Source organism: Sinorhizobium sp. GQ132 (assembly GCF_059758575.1).
Genome location: NZ_JCAXDX010000010.1, coordinates 208,077 through 232,709, shown reverse-complemented (window position 1 = coordinate 232,709; position 24,633 = coordinate 208,077). Strand labels below are relative to the sequence as shown.

Annotated in this window: 25 protein-coding genes and 1 pseudogene; 13 read left to right on the top strand and 13 right to left on the bottom strand. The window is 61.2% G+C overall.

Features of this window, described 5'->3' with window-relative positions; translation table 11 throughout:
• On the top strand, positions 1-1,123 hold a 1,123-nt coding region (locus AC6CIG_RS23495; protein WP_498323884.1), incomplete at its 5' end, for an ISNCY family transposase.
• Positions 1,124-1,418: 295 nt separating this feature from the next.
• Here the strand turns inward: AC6CIG_RS23495 and AC6CIG_RS23490 are convergent.
• The gene (locus tag AC6CIG_RS23490; RefSeq protein ID WP_018097665.1) at positions 1,419-2,159 is read right to left on the bottom strand and encodes a hypothetical protein; all 741 of its coding nucleotides are present in this window, start codon (positions 2,157-2,159) and stop codon (positions 1,419-1,421) included.
• Between the two features lie 234 nt (positions 2,160-2,393).
• Between AC6CIG_RS23490 and AC6CIG_RS23485 the strand changes: the two genes are divergently transcribed.
• Positions 2,394-2,786: a GFA family protein gene (locus AC6CIG_RS23485; RefSeq protein WP_275597963.1), complete on the top strand. Its 393-nt coding sequence runs from the start codon at positions 2,394-2,396 to the stop codon at positions 2,784-2,786.
• A gap of 27 nt (positions 2,787-2,813) precedes the next feature.
• Here AC6CIG_RS23485 and AC6CIG_RS23480 read toward each other — a convergent pair whose 3' ends face one another.
• Entirely contained in the window at positions 2,814-4,322 is a 1,509-nt protein-coding gene (locus AC6CIG_RS23480; protein WP_437412235.1) for a winged helix-turn-helix domain-containing tetratricopeptide repeat protein, read from the bottom strand.
• 133 nt (positions 4,323-4,455) lie between these two features.
• On the opposite strand from AC6CIG_RS23480, the gene AC6CIG_RS23475 reads away from it, so the two are divergent.
• Positions 4,456-4,662 (top strand): DUF1127 domain-containing protein, encoded by a 207-nt coding sequence (locus AC6CIG_RS23475; RefSeq protein WP_437412236.1) that lies wholly within the window; start codon positions 4,456-4,458, stop codon positions 4,660-4,662.
• 11 nt (positions 4,663-4,673) lie between these two features.
• The gene (locus AC6CIG_RS23470; protein ID WP_437412237.1) at positions 4,674-5,840 is read left to right on the top strand and encodes an MFS transporter; all 1,167 of its coding nucleotides are present in this window, start codon (positions 4,674-4,676) and stop codon (positions 5,838-5,840) included.
• A 73-nt stretch (positions 5,841-5,913) separates the two neighbouring features.
• Here the strand turns inward: AC6CIG_RS23470 and AC6CIG_RS23465 are convergent, their stop codons facing one another.
• Positions 5,914-6,669, bottom strand: coding sequence for an SDR family NAD(P)-dependent oxidoreductase (locus AC6CIG_RS23465; protein ID WP_437407733.1), 756 nt, complete (start codon positions 6,667-6,669; stop codon positions 5,914-5,916).
• Between the two features lie 168 nt (positions 6,670-6,837).
• Between AC6CIG_RS23465 and AC6CIG_RS23460 the strand changes: the two genes are divergently transcribed.
• The 6 genes from AC6CIG_RS23460 to AC6CIG_RS23435 all read left to right on the top strand — a co-directional run bounded on the left by AC6CIG_RS23460 (position 6,838) and on the right by AC6CIG_RS23435 (position 10,894).
• Positions 6,838-7,419: a L,D-transpeptidase gene (locus AC6CIG_RS23460; protein WP_100673983.1), complete on the top strand. Its 582-nt coding sequence runs from the start codon at positions 6,838-6,840 to the stop codon at positions 7,417-7,419.
• Positions 7,420-7,608: 189 nt separating this feature from the next.
• Positions 7,609-7,749, top strand: coding sequence for a hypothetical protein (locus AC6CIG_RS23455; protein ID WP_003529619.1), 141 nt, complete (start codon positions 7,609-7,611; stop codon positions 7,747-7,749).
• A 163-nt stretch (positions 7,750-7,912) separates the two neighbouring features.
• Positions 7,913-8,497 (top strand): hypothetical protein, encoded by a 585-nt coding sequence (locus tag AC6CIG_RS23450; RefSeq protein ID WP_437407820.1) that lies wholly within the window; start codon positions 7,913-7,915, stop codon positions 8,495-8,497.
• 133 nt (positions 8,498-8,630) lie between these two features.
• Positions 8,631-9,218, top strand: a complete 588-nt coding sequence (locus AC6CIG_RS23445; protein ID WP_437407734.1) for a protein-S-isoprenylcysteine O-methyltransferase — start codon at positions 8,631-8,633, stop codon at positions 9,216-9,218.
• 9 nt (positions 9,219-9,227) lie between these two features.
• The gene (locus tag AC6CIG_RS23440; protein WP_127712792.1) at positions 9,228-10,013 is read left to right on the top strand and encodes a hypothetical protein; all 786 of its coding nucleotides are present in this window, start codon (positions 9,228-9,230) and stop codon (positions 10,011-10,013) included.
• Positions 10,010-10,894, top strand: a complete 885-nt coding sequence (locus AC6CIG_RS23435; RefSeq protein WP_437407735.1) for an SDR family NAD(P)-dependent oxidoreductase — start codon at positions 10,010-10,012, stop codon at positions 10,892-10,894. Before AC6CIG_RS23440 ends, AC6CIG_RS23435 begins: the two co-directional genes overlap by 4 nt.
• 687 nt (positions 10,895-11,581) lie before the next feature.
• Here AC6CIG_RS23435 and AC6CIG_RS23430 read toward each other — a convergent pair.
• The 6 genes and pseudogenes from AC6CIG_RS23430 to coaD form a co-directional block, all read right to left on the bottom strand.
• Positions 11,582-12,402, bottom strand: a pseudogene (locus tag AC6CIG_RS23430) (transporter substrate-binding domain-containing protein).
• Between the two features lie 291 nt (positions 12,403-12,693).
• Positions 12,694-13,824, bottom strand: a complete 1,131-nt coding sequence (gene tgt, locus AC6CIG_RS23425) for a tRNA guanosine(34) transglycosylase Tgt (protein WP_018097675.1) — start codon at positions 13,822-13,824, stop codon at positions 12,694-12,696.
• Positions 13,825-14,907, bottom strand: coding sequence for a tRNA preQ1(34) S-adenosylmethionine ribosyltransferase-isomerase QueA (gene queA / locus AC6CIG_RS23420; RefSeq protein ID WP_100673989.1), 1,083 nt, complete (start codon positions 14,905-14,907; stop codon positions 13,825-13,827).
• A gap of 179 nt (positions 14,908-15,086) precedes the next feature.
• On the bottom strand, positions 15,087-15,596 hold the full coding sequence (locus AC6CIG_RS23415; RefSeq protein ID WP_003529604.1) for a peptidylprolyl isomerase: 510 nt from the start codon (positions 15,594-15,596) through the stop codon (positions 15,087-15,089).
• 24 nt (positions 15,597-15,620) lie between these two features.
• The gene (locus tag AC6CIG_RS23410) at positions 15,621-16,193 is read right to left on the bottom strand and encodes a peptidylprolyl isomerase (RefSeq protein WP_437407738.1); all 573 of its coding nucleotides are present in this window, start codon (positions 16,191-16,193) and stop codon (positions 15,621-15,623) included.
• A gap of 26 nt (positions 16,194-16,219) precedes the next feature.
• The gene (coaD, locus tag AC6CIG_RS23405) at positions 16,220-16,711 is read right to left on the bottom strand and encodes a pantetheine-phosphate adenylyltransferase (protein WP_018097678.1); all 492 of its coding nucleotides are present in this window, start codon (positions 16,709-16,711) and stop codon (positions 16,220-16,222) included.
• Between the two features lie 225 nt (positions 16,712-16,936).
• Between coaD and AC6CIG_RS23400 the strand changes: the two genes are divergently transcribed.
• The gene (locus AC6CIG_RS23400) at positions 16,937-17,068 is read left to right on the top strand and encodes a hypothetical protein (protein ID WP_268815806.1); all 132 of its coding nucleotides are present in this window, start codon (positions 16,937-16,939) and stop codon (positions 17,066-17,068) included.
• Positions 17,069-17,311: 243 nt separating this feature from the next.
• Here the strand turns inward: AC6CIG_RS23400 and AC6CIG_RS23395 are convergent, their stop codons facing one another.
• The 3 genes from AC6CIG_RS23395 to AC6CIG_RS23385 form a co-directional block, all read right to left on the bottom strand.
• Positions 17,312-18,712 (bottom strand): MATE family efflux transporter, encoded by a 1,401-nt coding sequence (locus tag AC6CIG_RS23395; RefSeq protein ID WP_018097680.1) that lies wholly within the window; start codon positions 18,710-18,712, stop codon positions 17,312-17,314.
• Positions 18,713-18,879: 167 nt separating this feature from the next.
• Complete coding sequence (locus AC6CIG_RS23390; RefSeq protein WP_100673992.1) at positions 18,880-20,139, bottom strand: TCR/Tet family MFS transporter; 1,260 nt, start codon at positions 20,137-20,139, stop codon at positions 18,880-18,882.
• Between the two features lie 161 nt (positions 20,140-20,300).
• Complete coding sequence (locus tag AC6CIG_RS23385; RefSeq protein ID WP_437407739.1) at positions 20,301-21,209, bottom strand: LysR family transcriptional regulator; 909 nt, start codon at positions 21,207-21,209, stop codon at positions 20,301-20,303.
• 118 nt (positions 21,210-21,327) lie between these two features.
• Here AC6CIG_RS23385 and AC6CIG_RS23380 point away from each other — a divergent pair, with 118 nt between their 5' ends.
• A complete protein-coding gene (locus tag AC6CIG_RS23380; RefSeq protein WP_437407740.1) occupies positions 21,328-22,326 on the top strand; it encodes an aldo/keto reductase in 999 nt (332 codons plus the stop codon).
• Positions 22,327-22,367: 41 nt separating this feature from the next.
• On the opposite strand, the gene ypfJ is transcribed toward AC6CIG_RS23380, so the two are convergent.
• Entirely contained in the window at positions 22,368-23,303 is a 936-nt protein-coding gene (gene ypfJ / locus AC6CIG_RS23375) for a KPN_02809 family neutral zinc metallopeptidase (RefSeq protein WP_018097684.1), read from the bottom strand.
• 214 nt (positions 23,304-23,517) lie between these two features.
• On the opposite strand from ypfJ, the gene AC6CIG_RS23370 reads away from it, so the two are divergent.
• On the top strand, positions 23,518-24,561 hold the full coding sequence (locus AC6CIG_RS23370) for a zinc-dependent alcohol dehydrogenase family protein (RefSeq protein ID WP_437407741.1): 1,044 nt from the start codon (positions 23,518-23,520) through the stop codon (positions 24,559-24,561).
• Positions 24,562-24,633 lie beyond the last annotated feature (72 nt).

Here is a 24,633-nt window from a genome sequence, read left to right as displayed (position 1 = left end):
CTATGCGGACTTTGGTCCGAGCTTGGCAGCCGAGAAGCTTGCCGAGCGTGACGGTCTGACGGTGTCGCGCGAGACGCTGCGCCAATGGATGGCGGAGGCCGGTCTGTGGCTGTCGCGCAAGCAGCGACGGACGTTTCATCAGCCACGATTGCGACGCGAGGCCTATGGCGAACTGGTGCAGATCGACGGGTCGGAGCATCGCTGGTTCGAGGATCGCGGGCCACCGTGCTCGCTTTTGGTGTTTGTCGATGATGCGACCGGCAAGTTGATGCAGTTGCGGTTCGTGCGCTCGGAAAGCGCGTTCACCTACTTTGAGACGCTGGCGCTTTACCTTAGGCAACATGGGGCACCTGTGGCCTTTTACTCCGACAAACATTCGGTGTTTCGGGTGGCGAAGAAGGATGCCAAGGGTGGCCAGGGCATGACTCAGTTCGGGCGTGCACTTTGCGAGCTAAATATCGAGATTCTTTGCGCAAATTCCAGTCAGGCCAAAGGTCGCGTCGAGCGGATGAACCGGACGCTGCAGGATCGGCTGGTCAAGGAATTAAGGCTGGCGGGTATCGACGGCATGGAGGCTGGCAATGCGTTTCTGCCTGGCTTCATGGAGCACTACAATGCGCGGTTTGCGGTTGCCCCTGCCCGACCCGATGATCTGCATCGGCCCATGAATCTGGCGCCCGATCGGCTCAAAGAGATCCTGTGCAAACGCGAGCAGCGCTATGTCGGATCGCAACTGACGTTTTCGTTCGAGCGCCGGCGGATCATGCTTGAGGAGACCGATGTGACGCGCGGTTTGGCTGGTCGCTATGTCGAGACCTATGCCTATGCCGATGGTCGATTGGATGTGCGGTGGAAAGGCCATTGCCTGCCCTACCGGGTGTTCGATAAGGACCAGCGGGTGACGCATGCGGCGATCACCGAGAACAAGCGGCTTTCCGATGTGCTGGCCTACATCAAGGAGCGCCAGGACGAGCGGCCGCCGCCGAAGGTGAAGACCAATAGCGAGAGGATCGGTTACAAACCGAGTGGCCGCAAGCCGGGGCGTCGGACCGATTTCACGAACGATCCAGCGGTCATTGCCCGACGGCGACAAGCGCTCTCCGAGCTCGATGCGGCGGAATGATCCGCCGTCGCAAGGTCTCAAAGCTAAAGCCGGTTGGTGCGTCTCACCCGCCCCCTCCCTTCCCTTGCAATCCGATCCAGCCGGTCCGGTCGGGGGCTTGCCTCAGTGCCAGGGGGATGTCGCGTGTCGCATTTCTAAATGGTTGGTGACGCACTCACAGTGACATTTTAACTTTGCGCAACAGCGGACATTTCAACCTGGCCGCCACAATGCATGTAGCCGGGTACATTCTATTTCCAAGTGCGACATGGCAATAAAAACAATGGCTTGCCTCTTGGACATCTTTGCACGTGCCTCAAGAGACAGTGATCTCGGCTTCCGTATCGGATTCCAACTCTAAACAGGCTGTCCATAGAGGTGTTTTGTAATAGGTACCGTCCTGCAGAAAATCTAGCCCTTCGCGCTCTTCCTGCAGCAATCCCAGCCAGCACAGGGGCCGAATAATGTCGTAGCGGAACTCCCCTCTGATCGTCGTAGCTTGGATAATCATTTCTGCTTGCGCCAGCGAGTACGACTGCCTCGGGTATAACTCGCTCACCAGGTCGTCCAGCGAACAGCCCTTTCTCGCCTTGATATTGATAAGATTGAGAAAGACGTGCCACCACCGCATCCGCACACGCACATCGTCCCGTGTCTGCCCGTAGTCGATATAGGCATAAAGATAATCCGTCGCGATCTGATCGAAGAAGGTTTGGGGTCTTGCAAGAAAATCCCGACCGCGTTTGGTGGGAAGCAGTCGGTCTTTCTTTCGCCGCACAAGCCTTAGGTGCTTGAGCATGTCGTGGACCACCGAAAGCGGCGGCATGTCAGCTTCGTTCAGAACCTTGTTGACGCTGTATAGATCCTCCGGCGTGTTGCCGGGCCAATCGAAGTGAACAGCGGCCCAGTGCACAAACTTGCGGTTCATCGCACCGGACGCAGTCAGACCGATGCCGCCTTCGGTCTCGGCATAGGAGATGGCCATGACCATGCCGCGAACCAGTGGCGACATGGCCACTACGTCCACGTCCGCAACGAGCTTAATTTCCGGAAGCATTGCGCGCGCTCCTGGCGAATCCGGTCGCTTGAATTTATCCGGAACGATCTCCCAAGAGCGCGGAGATTGAAACCCCGAAAAGCTAAGCAAAGGAAAGAAAGCCCCTCACCCGGCCCGGCTCTTGCAACCCGGACCAGCCCGTCACATTCTACCCGATAGACATGCGACAAGCCGCACCTCTCGGGGTGCCGGACAACGTCAACGCTGAACCGCTTGATTTAAAGGAGACACGGTATGGACCGATTCACAGGCGGTTGCCTGTGCGGCAACTTGCGATTTGTGGCGTCGGGACGACCATACCGAGTCGGTCTCTGCCATTGTCTCGACTGCCGCAAGCATCACGGGGCCCTTTTTCACGCGTCCGCAATTTTCCCTGAGGATTCTGTGACGGTCGATGGCGAGACACGCGATTACGCCGGTCGGCATTTCTGTCCCCGTTGCGGCTCGATCGTCTTTGCACGCACCGGAGACGAAATCGAGGTGAACCTGGGATCCCTGGATGCCCCGGATCAATTGATGCCAACCTACGAAAGCTGGACCGTCCGTCGCGAATCCTGGCTGCCGCCGTTTCCCCTCAAGAGACGATACGAGCGGGATCGCGATGAAACGAGTCGCTTCGAGGATTAGGCCCCGCGAACGGACGATGGATGCGCGTCACTCCGGCAGGCCCGCCTTGCGGTAGCCGTCAACGAAATGCGCAAGCGTCACAGGGTCGCGGAACGGCTCCGTACTCGCCCAGTGTCGCGTTGTAAAATGCGGGTTGGCGACGAGGAACAGCTCGACCTCGGCGCGCGCCTCGTCGAGCCGGCCCAGTTGGGCAAGGCTTGCCGCCAGGAAACGTCGCGAGCTGGTGCGATACGTCTCGTCCCTCCGCAGTGTCTCGACGGCGGCTTCGTATTCCCCGGCGGCATATTGGGCCTGGCCGAGCGTCAGATAGTACCAGCTTGCCGGAAACGGGTTCAGCCGGAACGCCTTGCGTATGTGCTCAAGACCCTCCTCCACCCGCCCGGCCAAGACCGCTATGTCGGATAAAGTCGCCCAGGTATCGGCCTCATTCGGGTCGAGCTCGATCGCCTTGGCGAATTCCGCATCCGCCTCGGCGAAGCTGCGCTCATATGCAAGCAGGTTGGCCAGCACCCAATGGCAGCCGGCATCGTTCGGATCGATCGCCACGGCTTTGCGTGCCAGTTCCAAAGCAACGCTACGGTTAGGCTCGACCGGTTCGCCCCAATGCACCCATCTCATCCAGTGGTTCATGGCAAGCCAGCGATTGGCCTCGGCATATTCCGGATCAAGCGAAATCGCGCGCGTGAGCATCAGATGCGCTTCCCGCGCCGTCTGAGGCGAATCATCGATCAGCTTGCGCGCCCGCACGCAGAGATCGTAGGCCTCGAGATTCTTGGGGCGATTGCGCGGCGGCTGTGGGCGCAGCCGGCCGAGCAAAGCCTCCACGATCTTGCCGGTGACCTCGTCCTGAACTGCAAAGATATCTTCGAGACTGCGATCGAAGCGTTCCGCCCATAGATGATTGCCGCTCACCGCATCGACCAGTTGTGCGTTGATGCGCACGCGCCCCGCGGCGCGTCGTGCGCTACCCTCCAGCAGATAGCGTACGCCAAGGTCCGCGGCGATCTCGCGCACGTCCCTCGGCTTTCCTTTGAAGGCGAAGGCCGAGTTGCGCGCGATGACGAAAAGGCCGGAGATCCTGGACAGGTCGGTGATCAGGTCTTCGGTCAACCCATCAGCGAAGGATTCCTGCTCCGGATCGCTGCTGAAATTAACGAAAGGCAACACGGCGATCGATGGTTCGTTGGGCAGCGCCAGTGGATTTCGCTTCGCGCCACCGACCTGTTCGACAGGGCCAGTGAAGCGGTAGCCAACCCTCGGAACCGTGGCGATCCATTCTCCGCCGTCGGGGGGCGCACCAAGCATTTTCCGCAGCTGCGCGATCTGGACGGTGAGGTTGCCTTCCTCGACCGCCCTACCCGGCCACGCCACATCCATCAACTCGGCTTTTCCCAGGATTTCGCCGGGCCGTCCGGCGAGCGCCTCAAGCAGCTTCAGCCCGCGATAGCCGATGGCGACGGGATCATCGTTCCGAACGAGCGTTCCCGCACCCGGATCAAGGACGAACGGACCAAAGACGATGCGCGATCGCTGCATAGGCGCATCTATAGTGCGTTTGGAAGTTTTTGAGAACTTTTTGGAGGAGCTTAATTACGACGCTTTTCGCATAACGCAGAATTCGTCCTCCCCAGGTCGAGGGCTCTGCCCCTCAAGCCGTATGGAGGTTGCAATGAACGATATCCCCTCCGTTATGACGGAAATGCCGCGTCGCCGCCTCGCGACCCTTCGAAGCATTGTCGCGACGTGGGAGGAGCGGAAGCGCTTTCGCTGCGAACTTGAGCAAAAGTTGAAGGACGATCCGCATCTGATCTGCGATATCGGTCTGACGAAGCTTGAAGCCGAGGCGGAGATCGCCAAGCCCTTCTGGCAAGTATAGGCGTAGTCTGCATGACCACTGAAAGCACGACATTATCGCTCCACGAGCGGATCCCATGGGCCGCCATGGCCGGCATCATCGCGACCGTCACGGTGTTCGCCGTGGCACAGGGGCTTACCTATCCCCTGCTCAGCTTCATCCTGGAGCGGCAGGGGACGACGCCCGGCCTGATCGGCTTGTCCGCGGCGATGACCCCGCTGGGTTTCATCGTATCCGCCCTCTTCATACCGGCACTGGCGCGGCGCATTGGCGCGGCGCGGCTTGCGATCCTGTGTTCGGGCCTGGCCGCGCTCACGCTGATCGCAATCGGCTGGTCGCGGGAGGTCTGGATCTGGATGCCGCTGCGTTTCCTGCTCGGCTTCTTCGCCAATCCACTTTACGTGATCAGCGAGACCTGGCTGCTCTCGATCACGCCCGCGCGGCGGCGCGGCCGCATCATGGGCCTTTATTCGTCGATCGTCTCGGGCGGCTTCGCTATCGGCCCGCTCTCGCTCGGTCTTGTCGGCACGCAAGGGTGGCCGCCCTTCATGGTCGGCATCGTGGCCTTCCTTGTCTGCGGGCTGATCGTGCTTGCGGTCGTGCCGCACCTGCCGAAGATGCCACATGAAGGCGAAGCGACATCGGTCGGAGGCTTTTTCGCACTGGCGCCGCTCCTCTTGTTCGCGGTTTTCGCCGCAGCCGCCTTGGAGCAGACCCTGCTTTCCCTGTTCGCGGTCTATGGTGCGGCGCTCGGCAGCACAGAAGGGCGCATCGCCTCGCTCATCACCTGTTTCATCGCAGGCAATGCCGTGCTGCAGATATTGCTCGGGCGGGTGGCCGAACGGTTCGGGTCGCTGCGGACGATGATGCTCTGCGCCTTGGCTTCACTGGGTGGCTGCCTGCTGCTGCCGGCGATCTTCGAATCATGGCTCATCTGGCCGCTCTTTTTCGTCTGGGGCGGAGCCTCGTTCGGAATCTACACAATGTCGCTGATCCAGCTCGGCGAACGTTTCACCGGCCAGGCCCTGATCGCCGGCAACGCGGCCTTCGCCTTCGTATGGGGCATCGGCGGCATCGTGGGCTCGCCCGCGACCGGACTGGCGATGCAAGTGATCGGACATCAGGGGCTGCCATCGTCCCTTGGCCTGCTTTGTTTCGTTCTGGCGGTGCTTCTCGTGGCAGAGAGACGGCGGATCTGACCGGGACTTGCGTCGTGCCGCGGTCCAACATTTTGAAACCATGCACTTCCGGACGGAATGCCGCGGAAGTGCTCTAATGTGCCGTAAAAGCACCGTCGACCGGATGATAGCTGCCGGTGATGAAGCTCGCCTGTTCCGACAGCAGGAAACAGACGAGAGCCGCAACTTCCTCCGGTTTTCCCCGCCGGCCGAGCGGCTGCAGCGCTTCCAGGCGTCGTGTCTTCGCCAATTCCGAATGTCCCGACAGAAGCGGCGTTTCGATCCAGCCGGGGCCGACCGCGTTGACGCGAATCCCCATTCTTGCATATTCGATCCCGGCAGCTTTGGTGAGCCCCACCACCCCGTGCTTGGCGGCGGTGTAGGCAGACGCGGTGGGCAAGGCGACCGCGCCGAGAATCGAGGACATATTGACGATGGCGCCCCCACCCTTTGCGAGCATGGCGGCGATCTGGTATTTCATACAGTAGAAGACGCCGTTCAGGTTGACTTCTATCAGCCTGCGCCAATCTTCGAGCGGGTAGTCCGCGGTCGCTTTGCGCGGCCCCTCTATGCCTGCATTGTTGACCGCCAGATGCAATCCGCCGCATTCCTGCACGGCGAAGGCGACCATTTGCTCCACCGCCCCCGCGTCGGTGACGTCGACGGTGAAATCTCGCGCCCTACCCCCGGCTGAGCGAATCTCGGCCGCGACGCTGCGCGCCGCGTCGGCGTCGCGGTCGGCGACGATCACTTCCGCACCCTCGCCGCCAAGTTGCCTGGAAACGGCGGCGCCGATGCCGGAACCCGCGCCGGTCACGATTGCGATTTTTCCTTCCAGGCCAAGTTTCATCGTGCCGCTCCTCGTCTCCGCTGCTTCCCCGAACCAGTCGATCAGACGCCGGTTCCGGTCGCAAGAGGTTTCATCCTTGCGGTCGTAACCGTTGCAAGGCTTGGCCGACACGCGCTTGGGTGTTAAACACGAAATCGTAGGGACTCACAATTTACTCAGCAGGTGAGAATGGAGAACGATCGCATTACGCGCCGGGTACTCGTGCTGGGTAGCCTGGCTCTATTGGCCTCCGGTTGCAGTTCGTTGCGACCAGCCGACAGCCCGCAAACGGCCAGGACCCGTATAGACCCACGATACCGCAGGCAGGAGGTCGCCTATTATGGCGGCGAAGCGCCCGGAACGATCGTTGTCAATACGGGAGAACGCTATCTCTATTATGTTCAGGGTGGCGGTTCGGCGATTCGCTACGGGATCGGCGTAGGTGAGGAAGGCCGCACTCTCAAAGGCCGGGCGAAAATCGGCCGCAAGGCGGAGTGGCCCTCGTGGACGCCGACTGCAAACATGATTCGCCGCAAGCCGCATCTGGCACAATATGCCGGCGGAGTGAGCGGCGGGTTGCATAACCCGCTTGGAGCCGCGGCCCTCTACCTTTACCAGGGCGGAAACGACACTATGTTCCGGCTGCACGGGACGAACGAGCCCTGGACGATCGGGCAGGCCGTATCGAGCGGGTGCATTCGCTTGACGAACGACGACATCGTCGATCTCTACAGCCGTACCCCGGTGGGTACGACCGTGCTGATCGTTTGATGGCGTTTTCCGTTACATTTCGGTATAAATGACTAAGCCCCGTGTGTTCCGACGCGGTTGATAACCCGGTAACCATAAAGCGGTTATCAACTGTGTCCTTTCTGCACTAGGCCCCGGCGCAAATCGCCACTATTACTTGAAGTGTTGCCTTCGATAACCCATTCCGACTATTGAGGAAAGGACTACTTGATGAGCCGAATTCTAGTTGTGATGATTGCGTTGCTTTCCGTTGCCGGCCTCACCGCGTGTGATACGATCGGCAAAGGTAAGGGTAAGGCCCCGCCGCCTGCTGCCGTCGATACGGTAGAGCCGGCGCCGGTATACAAGTAACAGTGACTTTGCGCCGTGGGAGAGCTCAACGAGCGCTCTCCCACGGCGCGTTATTCAGGGTTAGACCGGCTGTGAGACTGACGGCATAGTACGTGTCAAGAACTCCAGCAAGCCGGCCCGAGGTCTGGATTGTCAGAACTCGGAAGACAATCTAAGTGGTGTGATGACGCTTGCACGAGGCCGCATATCCTTTGTGATCTTGGTCGCACTGGCAGCAGCAGCATGCCAGACACAAGACAAAAATCCCGAACCGCGCTACGTTTCCAGCAGCCTGAGTGCGCCGGCGAAACTCGAATCTCAAGCGCGAGAGCAGGGTTACTTCATCGAATTTCGCTCCCGCTACGCGCTGAGCTATGGCCACACCTACGTCATCTACGGGCGCACGAACAAGTCTGGCGCGGTCGTCCAGCGTCAGGTTGCGGGCCTTGCTCCGGCCACGCTCGATCCGACGCCGTATGTCCTCGGCCATTTTGTGCCCGTTCCCGCCGAAACCGGCGCGAGCGACGGTGACCTCGAGGAAGAATACCGCTCGGCAAGCTGGCGCGTCATGCTGACGGAGGCGGAATACAAGAAGGTCGTGGCTTTCATCGACAAACTGAAAGCCAGGTCGAAGGTTTGGCACGCGTCGCTCTACAACTGCAACGCCTTCGTGGCCGAAATCGCCCGCTCCATGGGCTATAAGACGCCCGGCATCTGGCTTCGACCGCAGGAATTCATTACAAGGCTTCGGGAGATGAACGGAGGTTGAGAGGCGACGGGCACAGAGCTCGCGATCCAGCCGTCACCGTTCGACATAGAATCACGCTGCGAAGCATCGGCTGAAGAAGGTTCCCGCCCGATCGTTGACGCCAGGCGCATGCTAAGGATTTGGGGAACTAGACATGTCGGTATCCTCCATCGGCGAGATCGCCTGGGTGCTCGGAATCGTTGCCTGGTACTTCATTCGCCGCCCCTATGAACGCCGGGCCAAGCGCGTGCGAGTCGTCAGCCATCGCCGCTCAACCTCCGAGAGGCTGGGGCTGGCGGCAGCCCTGCTCGGCCTCGCGATCATTCCCGCTTTTTATGTCGCAACCGGCATCCCGGAAGGAGCCGACCACCCTGCCCGGCTCTGGGCCGTCGTGGTCGGTGCCGCGATTTTCTGTCTGGCCATGTGGGTCTTTCGCAGAACCCACAAGGAACTCGGGCGCAACTGGTCGATCACGCTCGAGATTCGCGACAAGCACGAACTGATTCGCCGCGGTCCTTACGCCCTGGTCCGCCATCCCATGTATACTTCGTTCCTGCTGATGGGCGTCGGCCAGGCGTTTCTTCTGCCGAACTGGGTCGCAGGGCTGGCGGGTCTTGCCGGTTTCGCGGTCCTCTTTCTTCTGAGGGTGGACAAGGAGGAACGCATGATGATGGAAATGTTCGGCTCTGAGTATCGCGACTACATGGCGGACACCAAGCGGATCATTCCGTACATTTACTAGAGGTGCATGATGCGAGGCCGAGCCCTCAAGCTTTCAGCGTCTCGGCGCCTGGTCGGGGATCTCATGCGATTTTCGATGAAGGTGCCGCGGGTGAGCGTGCAGCGGCGGATGAATCTCGGGCCGTTGCTCAAGGCCAGAACATCGCTTGAAAGCAGGCCATCCTGGACGGCGCTCTTCCTCAAAGGATACGCCCTTCTCGCGCAGGAGACGCCCGAGTTGCGGCGCGCTTACGTCAAGTTTCCCAGACCGCAGCTCTACGAGTATCCGGGAAGCATCGCTTCCATCGCGCATGAAAGGGAGTACGAGGGCGAACGAATCGTGCTTCTGACGACGATCAAGAATCCGGAGCGCCGTTCGATCACGGAGCTGGGCTCCTTGATGCAGACGGCGCGAACCAGCCCCGTGCTGGAGGTCAAGGAATTCCGGCGCGCCTTGAAGATCGCCCGCCTCCCCGGCCCTGTCAGATGGCTTCTAATGTGGCTCGGTTTGAATATCGGCCGGCAAAGGGCGCGCCGTTTCGGTACATTTCAGCTGTCGGTCTATTCGGGCCTCGGCGCAGAATCGCTCAACCCTCTCACGCCTTTGACCTCACTTCTGAATTACGGCCCGATCGACAAGGATGGCTCGGTCACGGTGCGTGTCCACTATGACCATCGGGTCATGGATGGCGCCAACGTCGCGCGCGCCCTCGAGCGGTTCGAAAGGATATTGAACGGCGAGATCACCGCCGAGCTGGAGGGGCTTGCATTTGGGCGCGACGTGACCGCTGCGGCAGGTTCCGGGGCAGCGCGATGACTTCGGGCGGTCAAAGTCGCCCGGCCGTAGTCGTCGTCGGTGCATCGCGGGGAATCGGCAAGGCAATCGCCGAAGTGGCCGCGAGGGATGGCGCGCCGGTCGTGATGGTTGCGCGTTCGGCCGAGTCACTGGCGGCCGCCGCCGACGGTATCCGCAAGGCCGGAGGCGAGGCGTTCACGGTCCCGCTGGATTTCCTGGCTGATGATGCGACGCTCGGTCTCGAGAACTTCCTGTCCGCAAACGGCCTGTTCTGCGACGTACTCGTCAACAGCGCCGGTTATGGGTTGCGCGGAGGGGCGACGGTCCTGCCGCTCGATGAACAGCTCGGCCTCGTCGACCTCAACATCCGCGCCCTTACCGAACTCACCCTGCGTTTCCTGCCGGCAATGGTCGCGCGCGGTCGCGGCGGCGTCATCAATCTCGGTTCGGTCGCAAGCTTCACGCCGGGTCCGTATATGGCGCTCTACTATGCCAGCAAAGGTTTCGTCCGCTCCTTTTCGGAAGCGCTGCATCAGGAACTGCGTCGCACCGGCGTAACCGTCACATGCGTGGCACCGGGCCCGGTCTCGACGGATTTTCTGGCAACCTCCGGCGCCAATCGCGTCGCGCTGTTCAAGATCCTGCCCAAGCTCGAGTCGGGCTATGTCGCTGAAAAGGCCTGGCGCGGCTACAAAGCAGGCCGCCGCCTCGTCATACCCGGCATTGCGTCCAAGCTGACGATCCTGTTGGCGACACTGGTCCCGTCGGCGATCATGCTGCCCCTGATCGGCCGATTGCAGCGCAGGAGCAAGGATCCGTGCCCTTGCGGATCCGGAAAAAGCTTCACCTCATGCTGCGGTGCCCGCAGCAATTCGCTCGGAATCACCACGCAGAGTCGATAGCGAAGTATTCGCGGAGTGGCGAGCGATCATGAAACACCGGCCTCTCCGATGAGGTCGAGCCTCTACGATCGATGAATAAACAGATTAAATGGCGTCCATATGTCCTTGTTAATCAAGCGACATCGTCAAAGTCCCCCTCTATAGCGTTTCACTGTGCCATTGAAACAGTGAGACGCTATAGCCCTCTGAAACTACGCGCTCTCGGACAGAGAACCGCCACACCTTTCTTGCAAGTGCTCTAACAAAGGCCAGTTTAAGATTCGGGATTCCCGCAGCGGTTTGTTTTTGTTTGATCTCCTCATTCCTGTGCTTGTCACAGGAATCCAGTCAGACCAAGTCCTTGGGCTGAAAGAACGCTTCCCGCGCCGCAGACGCGGCGCTGCTGGATCCCTGTGACGAGCACAGGGATGAGGGTAGAGAGGGTGCGGTCCCTCGGCGCGTTTCATAAACCGTGACGATAGTGAGGCGGCGCGGAAGCTCCCGCCCGTATACAGCGTCCCGCTTCGCTTCGATGTAGTGGCCACACATCTCGGTCCCTCATTCCTGTGCTTGTCACAGGATCAGCTCCCATGGACGGCCGGGCGGCCTTTCCCTGACACGGGAAGAAGCAGAGCATCCGATCCTGGAAGACCGGATGCTCTGGTCGTGGCTTCAGCACCTCCGAAGAGCGCCGGCGTCGTGATGTTGTCAGTCCTTGCTGTAGTCGGCGCCGTACCACTTGGTCGTCAGTTTTCCGAGTGTGCCGTCTGCCTTCATCGCTTTGATGATTTCACCTATTTTGGCAGTCCATTTCGGGTCGCCTTTATCGGCAATGACGACCGCGGGCGACCGAAAGGGATAGACATCCTCGAGGATACGGACGGGATAGTCGTTTCTGACTGCATTTTTTGCGGTCTGCTCGGGGGCGATGACCGCGTCCAACCGAACACCGTTGCCAAGACGCAGGTCGTCGAAGGGCATCATGGAATCGGGAAACGTGCGCACCTCCCCCGGTTCGAGTTTGTATTGAACCGGCGGCAAGCCCGGCGCATCGATCTCCAGGCGACGGTTGATGAAGTCTCGGAGGCCGTGCCCGTCTCGACGCCGATAACCTTACCATTCAGATCTTCTTCCGATTGAATGCCGCTTTCGGCATGAACGACGTAGACATAAGGGCTGTAATAGTAGATTCCGGCGAAATCGATGACCTCTGCGCGCGCCTTGGTCGGAGCGACGGAACCGACCCCGAGATCGAAACGTCCCTGCCAGTGCCCCCCGGTCATGGTTGCCCATTCCGGAGTTTCGAAACGCACGCTCACGCCCAACCGGTTGCCGATTTCCTTGGCGACATCAATGTCAAAGCCGACAAGGACGTTGTTTTCATCGAGGAAACCCTGCGGTGGCCAGCCGACATTGGTGGCGACGACCATCTCTTTTCTCTCGTTGACGCGATCAAGCGTAGGGCCCGCCACTGCCGAGCTGCAAAATATAAACAGAGACGCCGATGCTATAGCAGCAATTCTTTTCATGTTTTCTCCTACCCCCCGTTGAACGGTCAACAACGTCCTAGACGTTTTTTGCTGGGATAGTTCTACAAACGGACGCAGTCCGCAAACCCATTTATTAGAATTGTGCTATCGGAATTTCCGATTCCACCTTCCAAAATCGGTTCTGATAGCTACGGGTTGTCGAAATGAAACCATCGCCGCCGGCGGGTCCATTTCGTTTCTGTCGGTGGAAGGCCGTCGGTGACGGCCTCGTTCAGGGGGAGCCAAACTTTCGGGCGCGCAGATCGCAGTTACCGGCGGGCCACGCGAAGATCACACCGGTGGCAGATCGCCGCGCTGCCAGCCTTCCATGGTCTCCGCCATGAAATCGGTATAGCGCCCTTCTTCGATCGCCTTGCGGATGCCGGCCATCAACTCCTGATAATAGGCCAGATTGCTCCAGCTGAGCAGCATGCCACCGAGCGATTCGTTTGAACGGATCAGGTGGTGCAGGTAGGCGCGCGAATAGTCGCGAGTCGCCGGACAGGAAGACTGTTCGTCGAGCGGGCGCGTGTCTTCCGCATGTCGTGCATTGCGCAGATTGATGCGGCCGTAGCGCGTGAAGGCAAGCCCATGGCGTCCGGAGCGGGTCGGCATGACGCAGTCGAACATGTCGATCCCATGCGCAACCGACTTCAGGATATCGTCCGGCGTCCCGACGCCCATCAGATAGCGCGGCTTGTCGGCCGGCAGGACGGGGCAGGTCACGTCGAGCATGCCGAGCATGACCTCCTGCGGCTCACCAACGGCCAGCCCCCCGACGGCGTAGCCCTTGAGGCCTAGATCCCTGAGGGCCAGGGCCGAGCGTTCGCGCAGCCTGGGAATATCGCCGCCCTGTACGATGCCGAACATCGCCTTTCCCGGCTGATCGCCGAAGGCGACCTTGCAGCGCTCTGCCCAGCGCAGCGACATTTCCATCGCGCGCTCGATCTCGTCGGGTTCCGCCGGCAGCGCCACGCATTCGTCGAGCTGCATCTGAATGTCACTGCCGAGCAGGCCCTGGATCTCGATCGAACGTTCGGGCGACATATGATAGAGCGCGCCGTCGACATGGCTCTTGAAGGTAACGCCCTGTTCGTTGAGCTTGCGCAGGCTTGACAGCGACATGACCTGGAAGCCGCCGCTGTCGGTCAGGATCGGCCGCTCCCAGCGGATGAACTTGTGCAGTCCGCCAAGCCTGGCGACCCGTTCGGCGCCCGGGCGCAGCATCAGGTGATAGGTATTGCCCAGAATGATATCGGCGCCCAGATCGCGCACCTGGTCGAGATACATCGCCTTGACGGTGCCGACGGTTCCGACCGGCATGAAGGCAGGCGTACGGATCGTCCCGCGAGGGGTCACGACTTCGCCACGGCGCGCATTGCCGTCGTTGGCAAGCAGTTTGAATTGAAACGCTTCGGTCATCTAATCTTTCCGGAAGAGCAGGCTCGAATCGCCATAGGAATAGAATCGGTACCCCGTTGCGATCGCATGCGCATAGGCGGCGTGCATCGTCTCGAGCCCCGCAAAGGCCGAGACGAGCATGAACAGGGTCGATTTCGGCAGGTGGAAATTGGTCATCAGCATATCAACCGCGCGGAAGCGATAACCCGGCGTTATGAAAATCCCGGTTGCGCCCGACCAGGGACGGATGCTTCCGTCTTCGGCGGCTGCGCTCTCGATCAGCCGAAGCGATGTCGTGCCGACACAGACGATGCGGCCGCCGCGTTCGCGCACGGCATTGAGCTTCGCAGCGGTCACCGGATCGACGTGACCGATTTCCTCGTGCATCACGTGGTCGGCGGTATCGTCTGCCTTGACCGGGAGGAAGGTTCCCGCACCTACATGCAGTGTGACGAAATACCGTTCGATCCCGGCCTCGTCCAGGCTGGCGAAAAGCCGGTCGGTAAAGTGCAGCCCCGCAGTCGGCGCGGCTACCGCCCCTTCCTCGCGCGCATAGACCGTCTGGTAGTCGGTCCGGTCCCGTGCATCATCGGCACGCTTGGATGCGATGTAAGGCGGCAGGGGAATGTGTCCGACGGCCATGATCGCCTCATCGAGCGAGGGGCCCGAGAGATCGAAGCGAAGCGTCACCTCGCCGGCATCGCCTTTCTCCTCGACCACGGCCTCCAGCGACCCGAGCAGGCAGGCATTGCCGCCATGACCGAAGCTGATCCGGTCACCCGGCTTCAATCTGCGGGCCGGACGGGCGAAAGCTTTCCAGCGACTGGGCGCGACCCGCATATGCAGCGTCAGCGACACGGGCGTGCTTATGTCCTCACCCCGGTAGCGGACGCCTTCGAGCTGCGCCGGTATGACCTTGGTGTCGTTGAAAACCAGCGCATCGCCCGGCCGCAGGAATGACGGCAGATCGAGGACGCCGCGATCTTCGAGAACCGGTTCGCCGTCGGGGCGAACGATGAGCATGCGGGCGCTGTCGCGCGGGCTTGCGGGCCTCAGCGCAATGGAATTTTCCGGCAGGTCGAAATCGAACAGGTCTACGCGCATCTATGGTATCAATTAAAAGCAAACCCGCCCCGGCGGCTCGCGCGCGATCGGGGCGGGCAGGTCAGTGCGCTACAGCGGCCGCGCGTCTGACAAGACGCGCAAAGATCGCCGCAGCACGTCGAACTGCATGTTACGTCCCTGGATCGGGGACGATCCAGGGAAACATGCAGTAGCGCAGATCAGGCGTCGGCGGCAACCCGCATCGAAACGATGGTATCCGGATCGCGGACCGGTTCGCCGCGCTTGATGTTGTCGATATTCTCCATTCCTTCGACGACCTGGCCCCAGACGGAATACTGCTTGTTGAGCCAGGGAGCGTCGGTGAAGCAGATGAAGAACTGGGAATTGGCCGAGTTCGGCATCTGGCTGCGCGCCATGGAGCACGTTCCGCGCACATGTGAAACGTCGGAGAATTCGGCCTTCAGATCCGGCTTCGAGGAGCCGCCCATGCCCGCGCGGGACGGGTTGAATTGCTCGCCGCCGGTCTTGCCGTATTGCACGTCACCGGTCTGGGCCATGAAATCCTCGATCACGCGGTGAAAGACCACCCCGTCATAGGCGCCTTCACGCGTCAGTTCCTTGATGCGGGCGACATGGCCCGGAGCCACGTCCGGCCGCAGCTCGATCACCACCCTGCCCTTTGTGGTTTCCATGATGATCGTATTTTCCGGATCCTTGATCTCGGCCATGATTCTTCTCCTTCTGTTTCAGTCTTACCTGCCGACCTTAACGCTGATCATGCGATCTGGATCGGCGACGGCACCATTATTGGCGTCATCGCCGAGCTTGATCTTGTCGACATTCTCCATCCCTTCGACCACCTTGCCGACGACCGTGTATTGGCCGTTGAGGAAATCGCCCGGTGCGAACATGATGAAGAACTGCGAGTTGGCACTGTTTGGATCCTGGGCGCGGGCCATACCGACCGTGCCGCGCTCGAAGGGAACGTCGGAGAACTCGGCCGGAAGGTTGGGCTTGGACGAGCCGCCGGTTCCGGCGCGATCGGGCTGGTAGCCGTCCTGCACGTCGCCGAACTCGACGTCGCCGGTCTGGGCCATGAAGCCCTTGATGACGCGATGAAAGGCGACATTGTCATATTCGCCCGCCGCGGCCAGTTCCTTGATCTGCTGGACGTGCTTCGGTGCGATATCCGGACGCAGTTCGATGACCACCGGACCATCCTTGAGCTGAACCGTCAGAATGTTTTCGCCGGATTGCGCCAGCGCACCTCCCGTGAAGGTTGCGAGCGCCAGGGCTCCGGCAACAGCGAATTGGAGAATCTTCATTGGGACTCCTTGCGTGATGTAAAGCTCTATTTGCGCTTTGCCTGCAGCGCCTGGTGAACCGCCCCAGGGACGAAAGCGCTGACGTCACCGCCCATAGCCGCGATCTGCCGAACCAATGTGGCCGTAATGGGCCGTGAGGCGGTACCTGCCGGCAGGAACAGGGTCTGAATGTCAGGGGCCATTTGCCGGTTCATGCCCGCCATCTGCATCTCGTAGTCGAGGTCCGTTCCATCGCGGAGCCCCCGGACCAGCAGCCTTGCGCCGTGCTTGCGGGCGGCATCGACCACGAGATTGTCGAAGGAGACGACGGAGATGTCGGCTGCCCTCTCCGGCAACGTCTCCTCAAGCGCGGCCCGGATGAGATCCGCCCTTTCGTCGAAGGTGAAAAGCGGCGCCTTACCGGGATGAACGCCGATCGCGACGATGACCTTGGCTGCGACGTTCAATGCCTGGACGAGTACATCGAGATGCCCGTTGGTAATCGGATCGAAGGAGCCGGGATAGAAAGCCGTGGTCATCGCGCCTGTTTCCGTTTGGTGAAGCCTTTTGTCACGGACGGCCGCGGACCGCAAGGGTTGTACGATCCTTGCTTCCTGTTCCCCCGGAAACAGCGGCGGCAAAATGGTGAATGCTAGATGAATGCAACGTTCAAGAGGGTTTCACGCCGCAAGTCGTAGTGTGGAGCCAAGTCGACGGGAACTTTTTTCAGTACCTGCCGTTTAAAACCACGAAAGGAGACGGCCATGGGACTTGCTCTATTTTCGATGGCGATGTTCTTCGCGATGGTCGTTGCGACGATCCATGCGCTGCGAGACGAGGACCGTGACCGCGCGACGGTGCTGTTGCCGCTGGCCGATAAACGCAGGCGCAAATGACGAATTCTAATATCGTGGCTTGCCACAGTTGAAACCAATGCCTCCAGGAAACTTCTCGCCGGAAGTTTCACAAGCGATCCCATTCTTCCCCTGATGCGATCGCTTCTACAAGCCGGACGGTCTCCCCTGCCCGTCCGGCTTTTTCTTTGCGCACATGCCCTGCCTTTCTGGCTGGATACCTGTGACAAGCACAGGAATGAGGTAATCGAACAAGACGCCGCTTGTATCCGATCTCGACAGGCCTTAGCCGGCCGGGGCCACGCTCACCCTGCGGAGGAGACGGAAGAAGCGCCAGTTGAGCAACAGCGCCGCAGACGCAAGACCGAGGACGAAGCCGAACCAGACGCCGACGCCGCCGAAACCAAGCGGAAAGGCAAACGCCCAGGCGCAGAAAAAGCCGATCGGCCAATAGGCGATCATCGCCAGGATCATCGGTATGGTCGTGTCCTTGAGGCCGCGCAGCATGCCGGCGGCAATGGCCTGCAGGCCGTCGACGAGCTGGAAGGCACCGGCGATGACGATCAGTGGTCCTGCAAAGGCGAGAACCTCGGCTGCATCGGGCCGCCTCGTATCGAGGTAGAGACCGGCAAGCTCGCGCGGAAACAGGGCGAAAATCGTGCTGCCGACGGCAGCGAAGCCGACGCCGAGCGTCAGCACGGCGATTGCGGCACGCTTCACGCCTACCATGTCGCCGCTGCCATACGCCAATCCTATGCGAACCGTTCCGGCCTGCGCCAGCCCAAGCGGAATCATGAAAGCGATGGACGCGAACTGGAGTGCTATGCCGTGGGCAGCCAGTTCGATGGTTCCGATCGTGCCCATGAGCAGCGAAGCCACGGTAAACAGGCTGACTTCCGCGAGAATCGTCACGGAGATCGGAATGCCGAGATAGACCACCTCTCCGAAAGCCGGCCAATCCGGCCGCCAGAAGCGGACGAACAGCTCGTAGCGATGCAGTTCCGGCTGCCGGCGGATATAGCCTATCGTCAGAGCCGCACCGAGCAGGGCCACGCCGAGAGCGGCGACGGCCGCTCCGAAGATGCCCAGCTCCGGAAAACCGAAATGGCCGAAAATCAGAACATAGCAAAGCGCGGCATTCAGAACCAAGGTCACGAGGGTCACGTAGAGGATCACCCCTGCCCGCTCGAGCCCGCTCAAAAATGCCCTGAGGACCATGAAAATGAGGCTGGGGAAGATCGCCCATTGGGCGATACGCAGGTATTCTCCCGCAAGCGCAGCAACTTCGGGTTTCTGCCCGGCAAAGAGAAGGATCGGCTCGGCCATCCAGAGGACCGGCGCAGTCAGCACGCCGTAAAGCAGCACCACCCACATGCCCATGCGTACCGAGCGCCGCACGGAGACCTGATCGCCCCGGCCCTGCGCCTGAGCGACCATGGGAACCACCGCATTGGCAAATCCGCTGCCGAAGATGAAAACCGTGAAGAAGACCTGCGTCGCGAGGATGATCGACGCCAGCTGGGTGGCGCCCAGCTGGCCGACCATGAGCACGTCCGTCGTATTGATCGCCAACTGGGCGAGCTGGGCGCCGATAAACGGCACGCCAAGATAGAGGCTCGCGCGAAAATGCGTGGGCCATGAATTGTCGCTCTGCGCAAGCACGAGGTCTTTGGTCGCGGTCAGCATGAGGAATCCTGGCTCTGCACCGGCAATGGGCAAAGGGAAAAATGAAGAAGAGAGAACGAATTAGAGCACCACCAGGGCTTGCGCCAGCGGTAAAGGCCGAACTGCTCGATTTTTCATCGATCGATCAAGAATATTGATCAATCTGGAGGCAGGGAAGCCACGGACCGCTATGCCTCCGTCACGCTCGGAACGGCATCCCGGATGACATTTCCCCGGCCGGCGCGGACCTTGGCAAGGAAAATCACCAGCGCGGCGACGATCAAACAGCCTGCCAGGGCATAGGGGGCGCCTGAAAAGCGATAGGCGGCTGCAGGGTCGGTGAAAAAGGCGAAAATTTGCGTGAACATCAGAGGCCCGAGGATCGTGGTGATGCTGGATATGCTGGTGAGCGCGCCTTGCAGCTCGCCCTGTGCCGAAGGCGGGACATGGACGGAGGCTATGCTGCGGAGCGGCGGGTCGGCGAGGCTTTCGAGCGCCGTCGCGACGATCACCGCATAGACCATCCAGCCTTCCCAGGCGGCCGCATAGCCGGCCATCCCGAGGGCTGTGAAAGTGAGCCCGAGTGCTGCCGTGCGCCTTTCTCCCAGTGCGGGCACGACGCGGGGGAGCACCAGCGCCATCACGATTGCGCCGCCGACGCCGAAGATCCCCAGCGAAAGTCCGATCTGGCCTTCGCTCCACCCGTAGCGATAGGAAGCAACGAAGGACCAGACGGCCGGGTAGACGGCGTGAGCCAGCCAGTAGAGGAAGAAGACGAGGCCTACCCAGCCGATCCCCGGATAATGACGCATCTGCTTGAGCGCGCCGAGCGGATTGGCCCGATGCCATTCGAAGCGGCGCCGGTTGGCCGGGGCGAGCGTTTCCGGCAGGAGAAAGACCCCCATGATGAAATTGACGAAGGAGAGCGCTGCAGCACCATAAAAGGGCACTCTCGGGCCCAATTCGCCAAGGAAACCTCCGATGACCGGGCCGAGCGCAAAACCGGTGCCGAAGGCAATGCCGATCAGCCCGAAATTCTTGGCGCGGTTCTCATCGTCGCTGACATCGGCAATGTAGGCGGATGCGGTGCCGAAGCTCGCGCCGCTAATGCCGGCTAGGCTGCGTCCGATGAAGAGCATCCAATAACTGGTAGCAAGCGCACAGATCAGGTTGTCGACAGCGAATGTCAGCACTGAGGCGAGCAGGACCGGCCGACGCCCGAATCGATCGCTCAGATTCCCGATAAGCGGTGCGAAGAGAAATTGCATCGCCGAATAGACGAGCAACAGCCACCCGCCGTCGATAGCGGCCTCGCCGACATCCGCGCCCGTCAGCTCCTCCAGATAGGTCGGCAACACCGGGACGATGATTGCGATACCCATGATGTCGAGGAAGAGGATGAGGAAGACCAGGAACAGGCCGCGTCTCACGAATTTCTTGTCGAGCATGAAGCTCCCTCCCCGCTTTCCGCCGGAGCGGAGACAGAACGTGAACGACGTTACCAGAATAGGTGTAACGGCTTGCCTGATCCGAAACAATACGTGAACATGTCAAAGTTTAAGATGGTACCGATCGGTTGTGCTGATAGCTCGTATAGCCTCCGCGTGCATCATTGCCCCGCATGCCGCTGCTCCGACTTCAGGAAGTCCACGAAGGCGCGCACGGGCGCCGGCAGGTGCCGGCGACCGGCATAGTAAAGGAACGGCCCGGGAAAGCTGGTCTCCCATGCTGCGAGTATGCGAACCAGTCTCCCGGCCTCGATCTGCGGCATCAGGAACTCCTCGAAGGTACGTATCACCCCCAGGCCGTCGACGGCCGCGCCGAGCTCGAGGTCGACCGAGTTGGCGAGCACTGCCGGCGGCGGCGCAATATTCATCGCCATTTCTCCCTCGCCAAATTCCCACGGCAGCGAAACGCCGTTCTGGAATCGGTGGCGGATGGTCGCGTGGTCGAGAAGATCGCGCGGATGCCGCGGTTCGCCGTGACGGGCGAGATAGTCCGGAGCGGCCGCGGTGATGTAGCGCTGCACGCGCGGACCGATGGGAATTGCGATCATGTCCTTCTCGACGCGTTCCTCGTAGCGCACGCCGGCATCGAAGCCCGCGGCAAGCACATCGATGAAGCCATCCTCGGCGGTGACCTCCAAGGTGATCGCCGGATGCGCTTTCATGAATCGGCCGACGAGCGGCGGCAGGATGACCCTTGCGACGATGGTCGGAACGTTCAACCGCAATGTACCTGCCGGACTGTCGCGCTCGCTCGCCACCTGATCGAGCGCTCCGGCAATCTCCCCGAGCGCCGGCGACAGCCGCTCGAGCAAGCGCTTGCCCGCTTCCGTCGGCGTGACGCTGCGCGTCGTGCGGTTGAGCAATCTGACGCCGAGTCTCGCCTCCAGCCGTCGCAGGGCTTCGCTGAGCGCCGAAGCGGAAACGCCGCGCTTGCGGGCGGCCGTACGAAAGCTGCGGTCGCGTGCAACCGCTGCAAAGGCGTCGAGATCGGCAAGCGGCAGATCATGCATTGTGCAAAATTCAGAACAAGTCGTTTGGCTTGTGGGTGATTATCGCACACTGCCTTCCGAAGTAAACATTGCATCGACGCAAGCGGCCGCGGGACGGCCTCATCAAAGGAGAAACGAGATGCATATGGTTTCGCTCGGGAATTCCGGTCCGAATGTCTCGGCAATCGGGCTTGGCTGCATGGGAATGTCGGGCATGTACGGTCCGTCCGATCGCGCGGAAAGCATCGCCACCATTCATGCTGCCCTCGATGCGGGAATCACCCTGCTCGACACCGGCGACTTTTACGGCATGGGGCACAACGAGATCCTGATCGGCGAGGCGCTGAAGGGACGCAATCGAGACCAGGTGCAGTTGAGCGTCAAGTTCGGCGCATTGCGGGATCCGGCCGGCGCATGGCTCGGTTACGATGCACGACCGAACGCTGTACGCAACTTTCTTGCCTATACGCTGCAGCGCCTCGGTGTCGAATATATCGACGTCTATCGCCCCTCCCGTCTCGATCCGAACGCGCCGATAGAGGAGACGATCGGTGCCATTGCCGACATGGTAAAGGCAGGCTATGTGCGCCATATCGGTCTCTCCGAAGTCGGCCCGGACACGATAAGGCGGGCGGCAGCCGTTCACCCGATCTCAGACCTCCAGATCGAATATTCGCTGGTTTCGCGCGGCATCGAGGACGAGATCCTGCCGGTCTGCCGCGAACTCGGCATCGCCGTCACGGCCTACGGTGTGCTGTCGCGCGGGCTGATCAGCGGCCACTGGCAGAAAGATGCCGCAAAGGGCGGCGACTTCCGAGCGATGAGCCCCCGGTTTCAGGAAGGAAATGTAGAGCGAAACCTCGCCTTGGTCGAGGCGCTCAGACGCATCGCCGAGGCCAAAGGCGTTACCGTCGCCCAGATCGCCATCGCCTGGGTCGCCGCTCAAGGTCACGATATCGTGCCGCTCGTCGGTGCGCGCCGGCGGGACCGTCTCGCCGAAGCACTTGGCGCGCAGGCGGTCCGACTGGACGCTGACGACATGTCTGCGATCGAAAGCGCCGTGCCGAAAGGCGCCGCCGCCGGGGCGCGTTATCCGGAAGCACAGCTCGTGCACATGGACAGCGAGCGGCAGAGATGACGAAGGAACGCCGGACCGGGCAGCCCGGTCCGGCATTGTGATCAGATAGCGCCGGAGAAGGTGTCGCAATCCGACATCTTGCCGCTGTCGAAGCCCCGCTGGAACCACCGCATCCGCTGCTCGGACGTGCCGTGATTGAAACTTTCCGGGACGACATAGCCCTGCATGCGCTTCTGCAGCGTGTCGTCGCCGATCTGGGTCGCAGCGTTCAGCGCCTCCTCCAGATCGCCACGCTCCAGCAGCCCCTTCTGCTCGGTGTACTTGCCCCAGATTCCGGCGAAGCAGTCCGCCTGCAGTTCGACCCGGACCGACATCTGGTTCGCTTCGGCCTCGCTCATGCGTTGCCGCATTTCATTGAACTTGGGCAATACGCCGATCAGGTTCTGGACATGATGGCCGACTTCATGCGCAAGCACATAGGCCTGGGCAAAGTCGCCGGAGGCCTCGAACTTCTGGGCCAGCTCGTCGAAGAAGCTCATATCGAGATAGACCTTGCGGTCGCCGGGGCAATAGAAGGGACCCGAGGCGGACGAGGCAAAGCCGCAGGCCGAGCGGACCGAGCCGCTGAACAGCACCAGCCTCGGTTCTTCATATTGCTCGCCGCTTGCCTGGAAGATGCCGTTCCAGGTGTCCTCCGTTTCGGCAAGAACCGTGGCCATGAAGGCCTTCATCTCTTCTTCCTCGGCCGTGCCCTGCGGCGCCCCGGAGCCGTCGCTCTGCTCGAAGCCCGGCATGTTCGCCGGGCCCCCACCCTCGAGCACCTGGAGCATGTCGATGCCCATCGCCTTCAGGACGAAATAGAGAATGACGAGGAAGATGAGCGTGCCGAAGCTCATGCCGCCACCGGCGCGACGCATTCCGCCGCCACCACCGGGCAGGCGGAATCCACCGCCACGACCGAAAGGACCGCCTCCCCGGGGGCCGGCCCCGCGTTGATCCTCGATGTTTCCGGACTGGCGGCGGCCCTTCCATTCCATGATCTGTCCTCCAGAAGGCGTCGCCTCTACTTTAGCGCGCTGAGTGATTTTATAAGCCGGGGCGGCGATCCTTGTAAAACGCAATCGCCGTCACCCGGTTGCATCCGACGCATCGTTTTGTCGAGCGGAGCTGCCGGCGCAAAGGGCAAGGGCCGCAGGATTGACGCTCGCGCCGTGTTCGGCTCCAATGGAAAGCAGGCGACGGGAGGAACAGATGAAGGCAGTGCGTCTGGAGTCGGTGGGCAATATCTCCGTTCGGAACGTCGAGATTCCCGTGCCCGGGCCTGACGATCTGCTCGTCCAAGTGGAAGCCTGCGGCATCTGCGGGACCGATCGTCATCTTCTTCATGGAGAATTTCCGTCGACGCCGCCGGTAACGCTCGGCCACGAATTCTGCGGCATCGTCGTTGAATCCGGGAGCGGCGTTCGAGATATCGCACCGGGTGCGAGGATTACCGGAGATCCCAACATCTCCTGCGGTCGCTGCCCCCAGTGCCAGGCGGGCCGGGTCAATCTCTGCCGGAACCTGCGCGCGATCGGCATCCATCGCGACGGCGGCTTCGCCGAATACGTCCTGGTGCCGCGCAAGCAGGCGTTCGAAATTCCGCTTACTCTCGATCCCGTGCACGGCGCTTTCTGCGAGCCTCTCGCCTGCTGCCTGCACGGTGTCGATCTTTCGGGCATCAAGGCGGGCTCGACGGTGGCGATCCTGGGCGGCGGCGTGATCGGCCTGCTGACGGTGCAGCTCGCGAGGCTCGCCGGCGCCACGACGGTCATTCTCTCGACACGCCAGGCAGCGAAGCGTCGTCTGGCCGAGAATCTCGGCGCCACCGCATCGGTCGACCCGTCGGCCGGCGACATCATCGAGGCGATCTCGGGTCCGGCAGGTCTCGTCCCCGGAGGGGTCGACGTCGTCATCGAGTGCGCCGGGGTCGCGGAAACGGTGCAGCAGTCGACGCGCCTCGCCAAAGCGGGCGGTACGGTCGTGATCCTCGGCGTGCTGCCGCAAGGCGAAAAGGTCGAAATCGAACCGTTCGACATTCTTTTCCGCGAGCTCCGCGTGCTTGGTTCCTTTATCAATCCCTTCGTCCACCGCCGCGCGGCCGACCTGGTTGCGACAGGCGCGATCGAGATCGACCCGTTGATTTCACGGCGCATATCGCTCGATGAGGCGCCTGATGTCATTTCAAATCCCGCCGCTGCCGGCGAGGTGAAGGTATTGGTGATCCCGTCCGCCGAGCGGGTGGCGCAGCAGTAGCAATTCCATCAGAGAACCCTGGGTTCGAAAGGCGGAACAAATATCTTCGCTTTCTTGTCGATTCCCGAATTT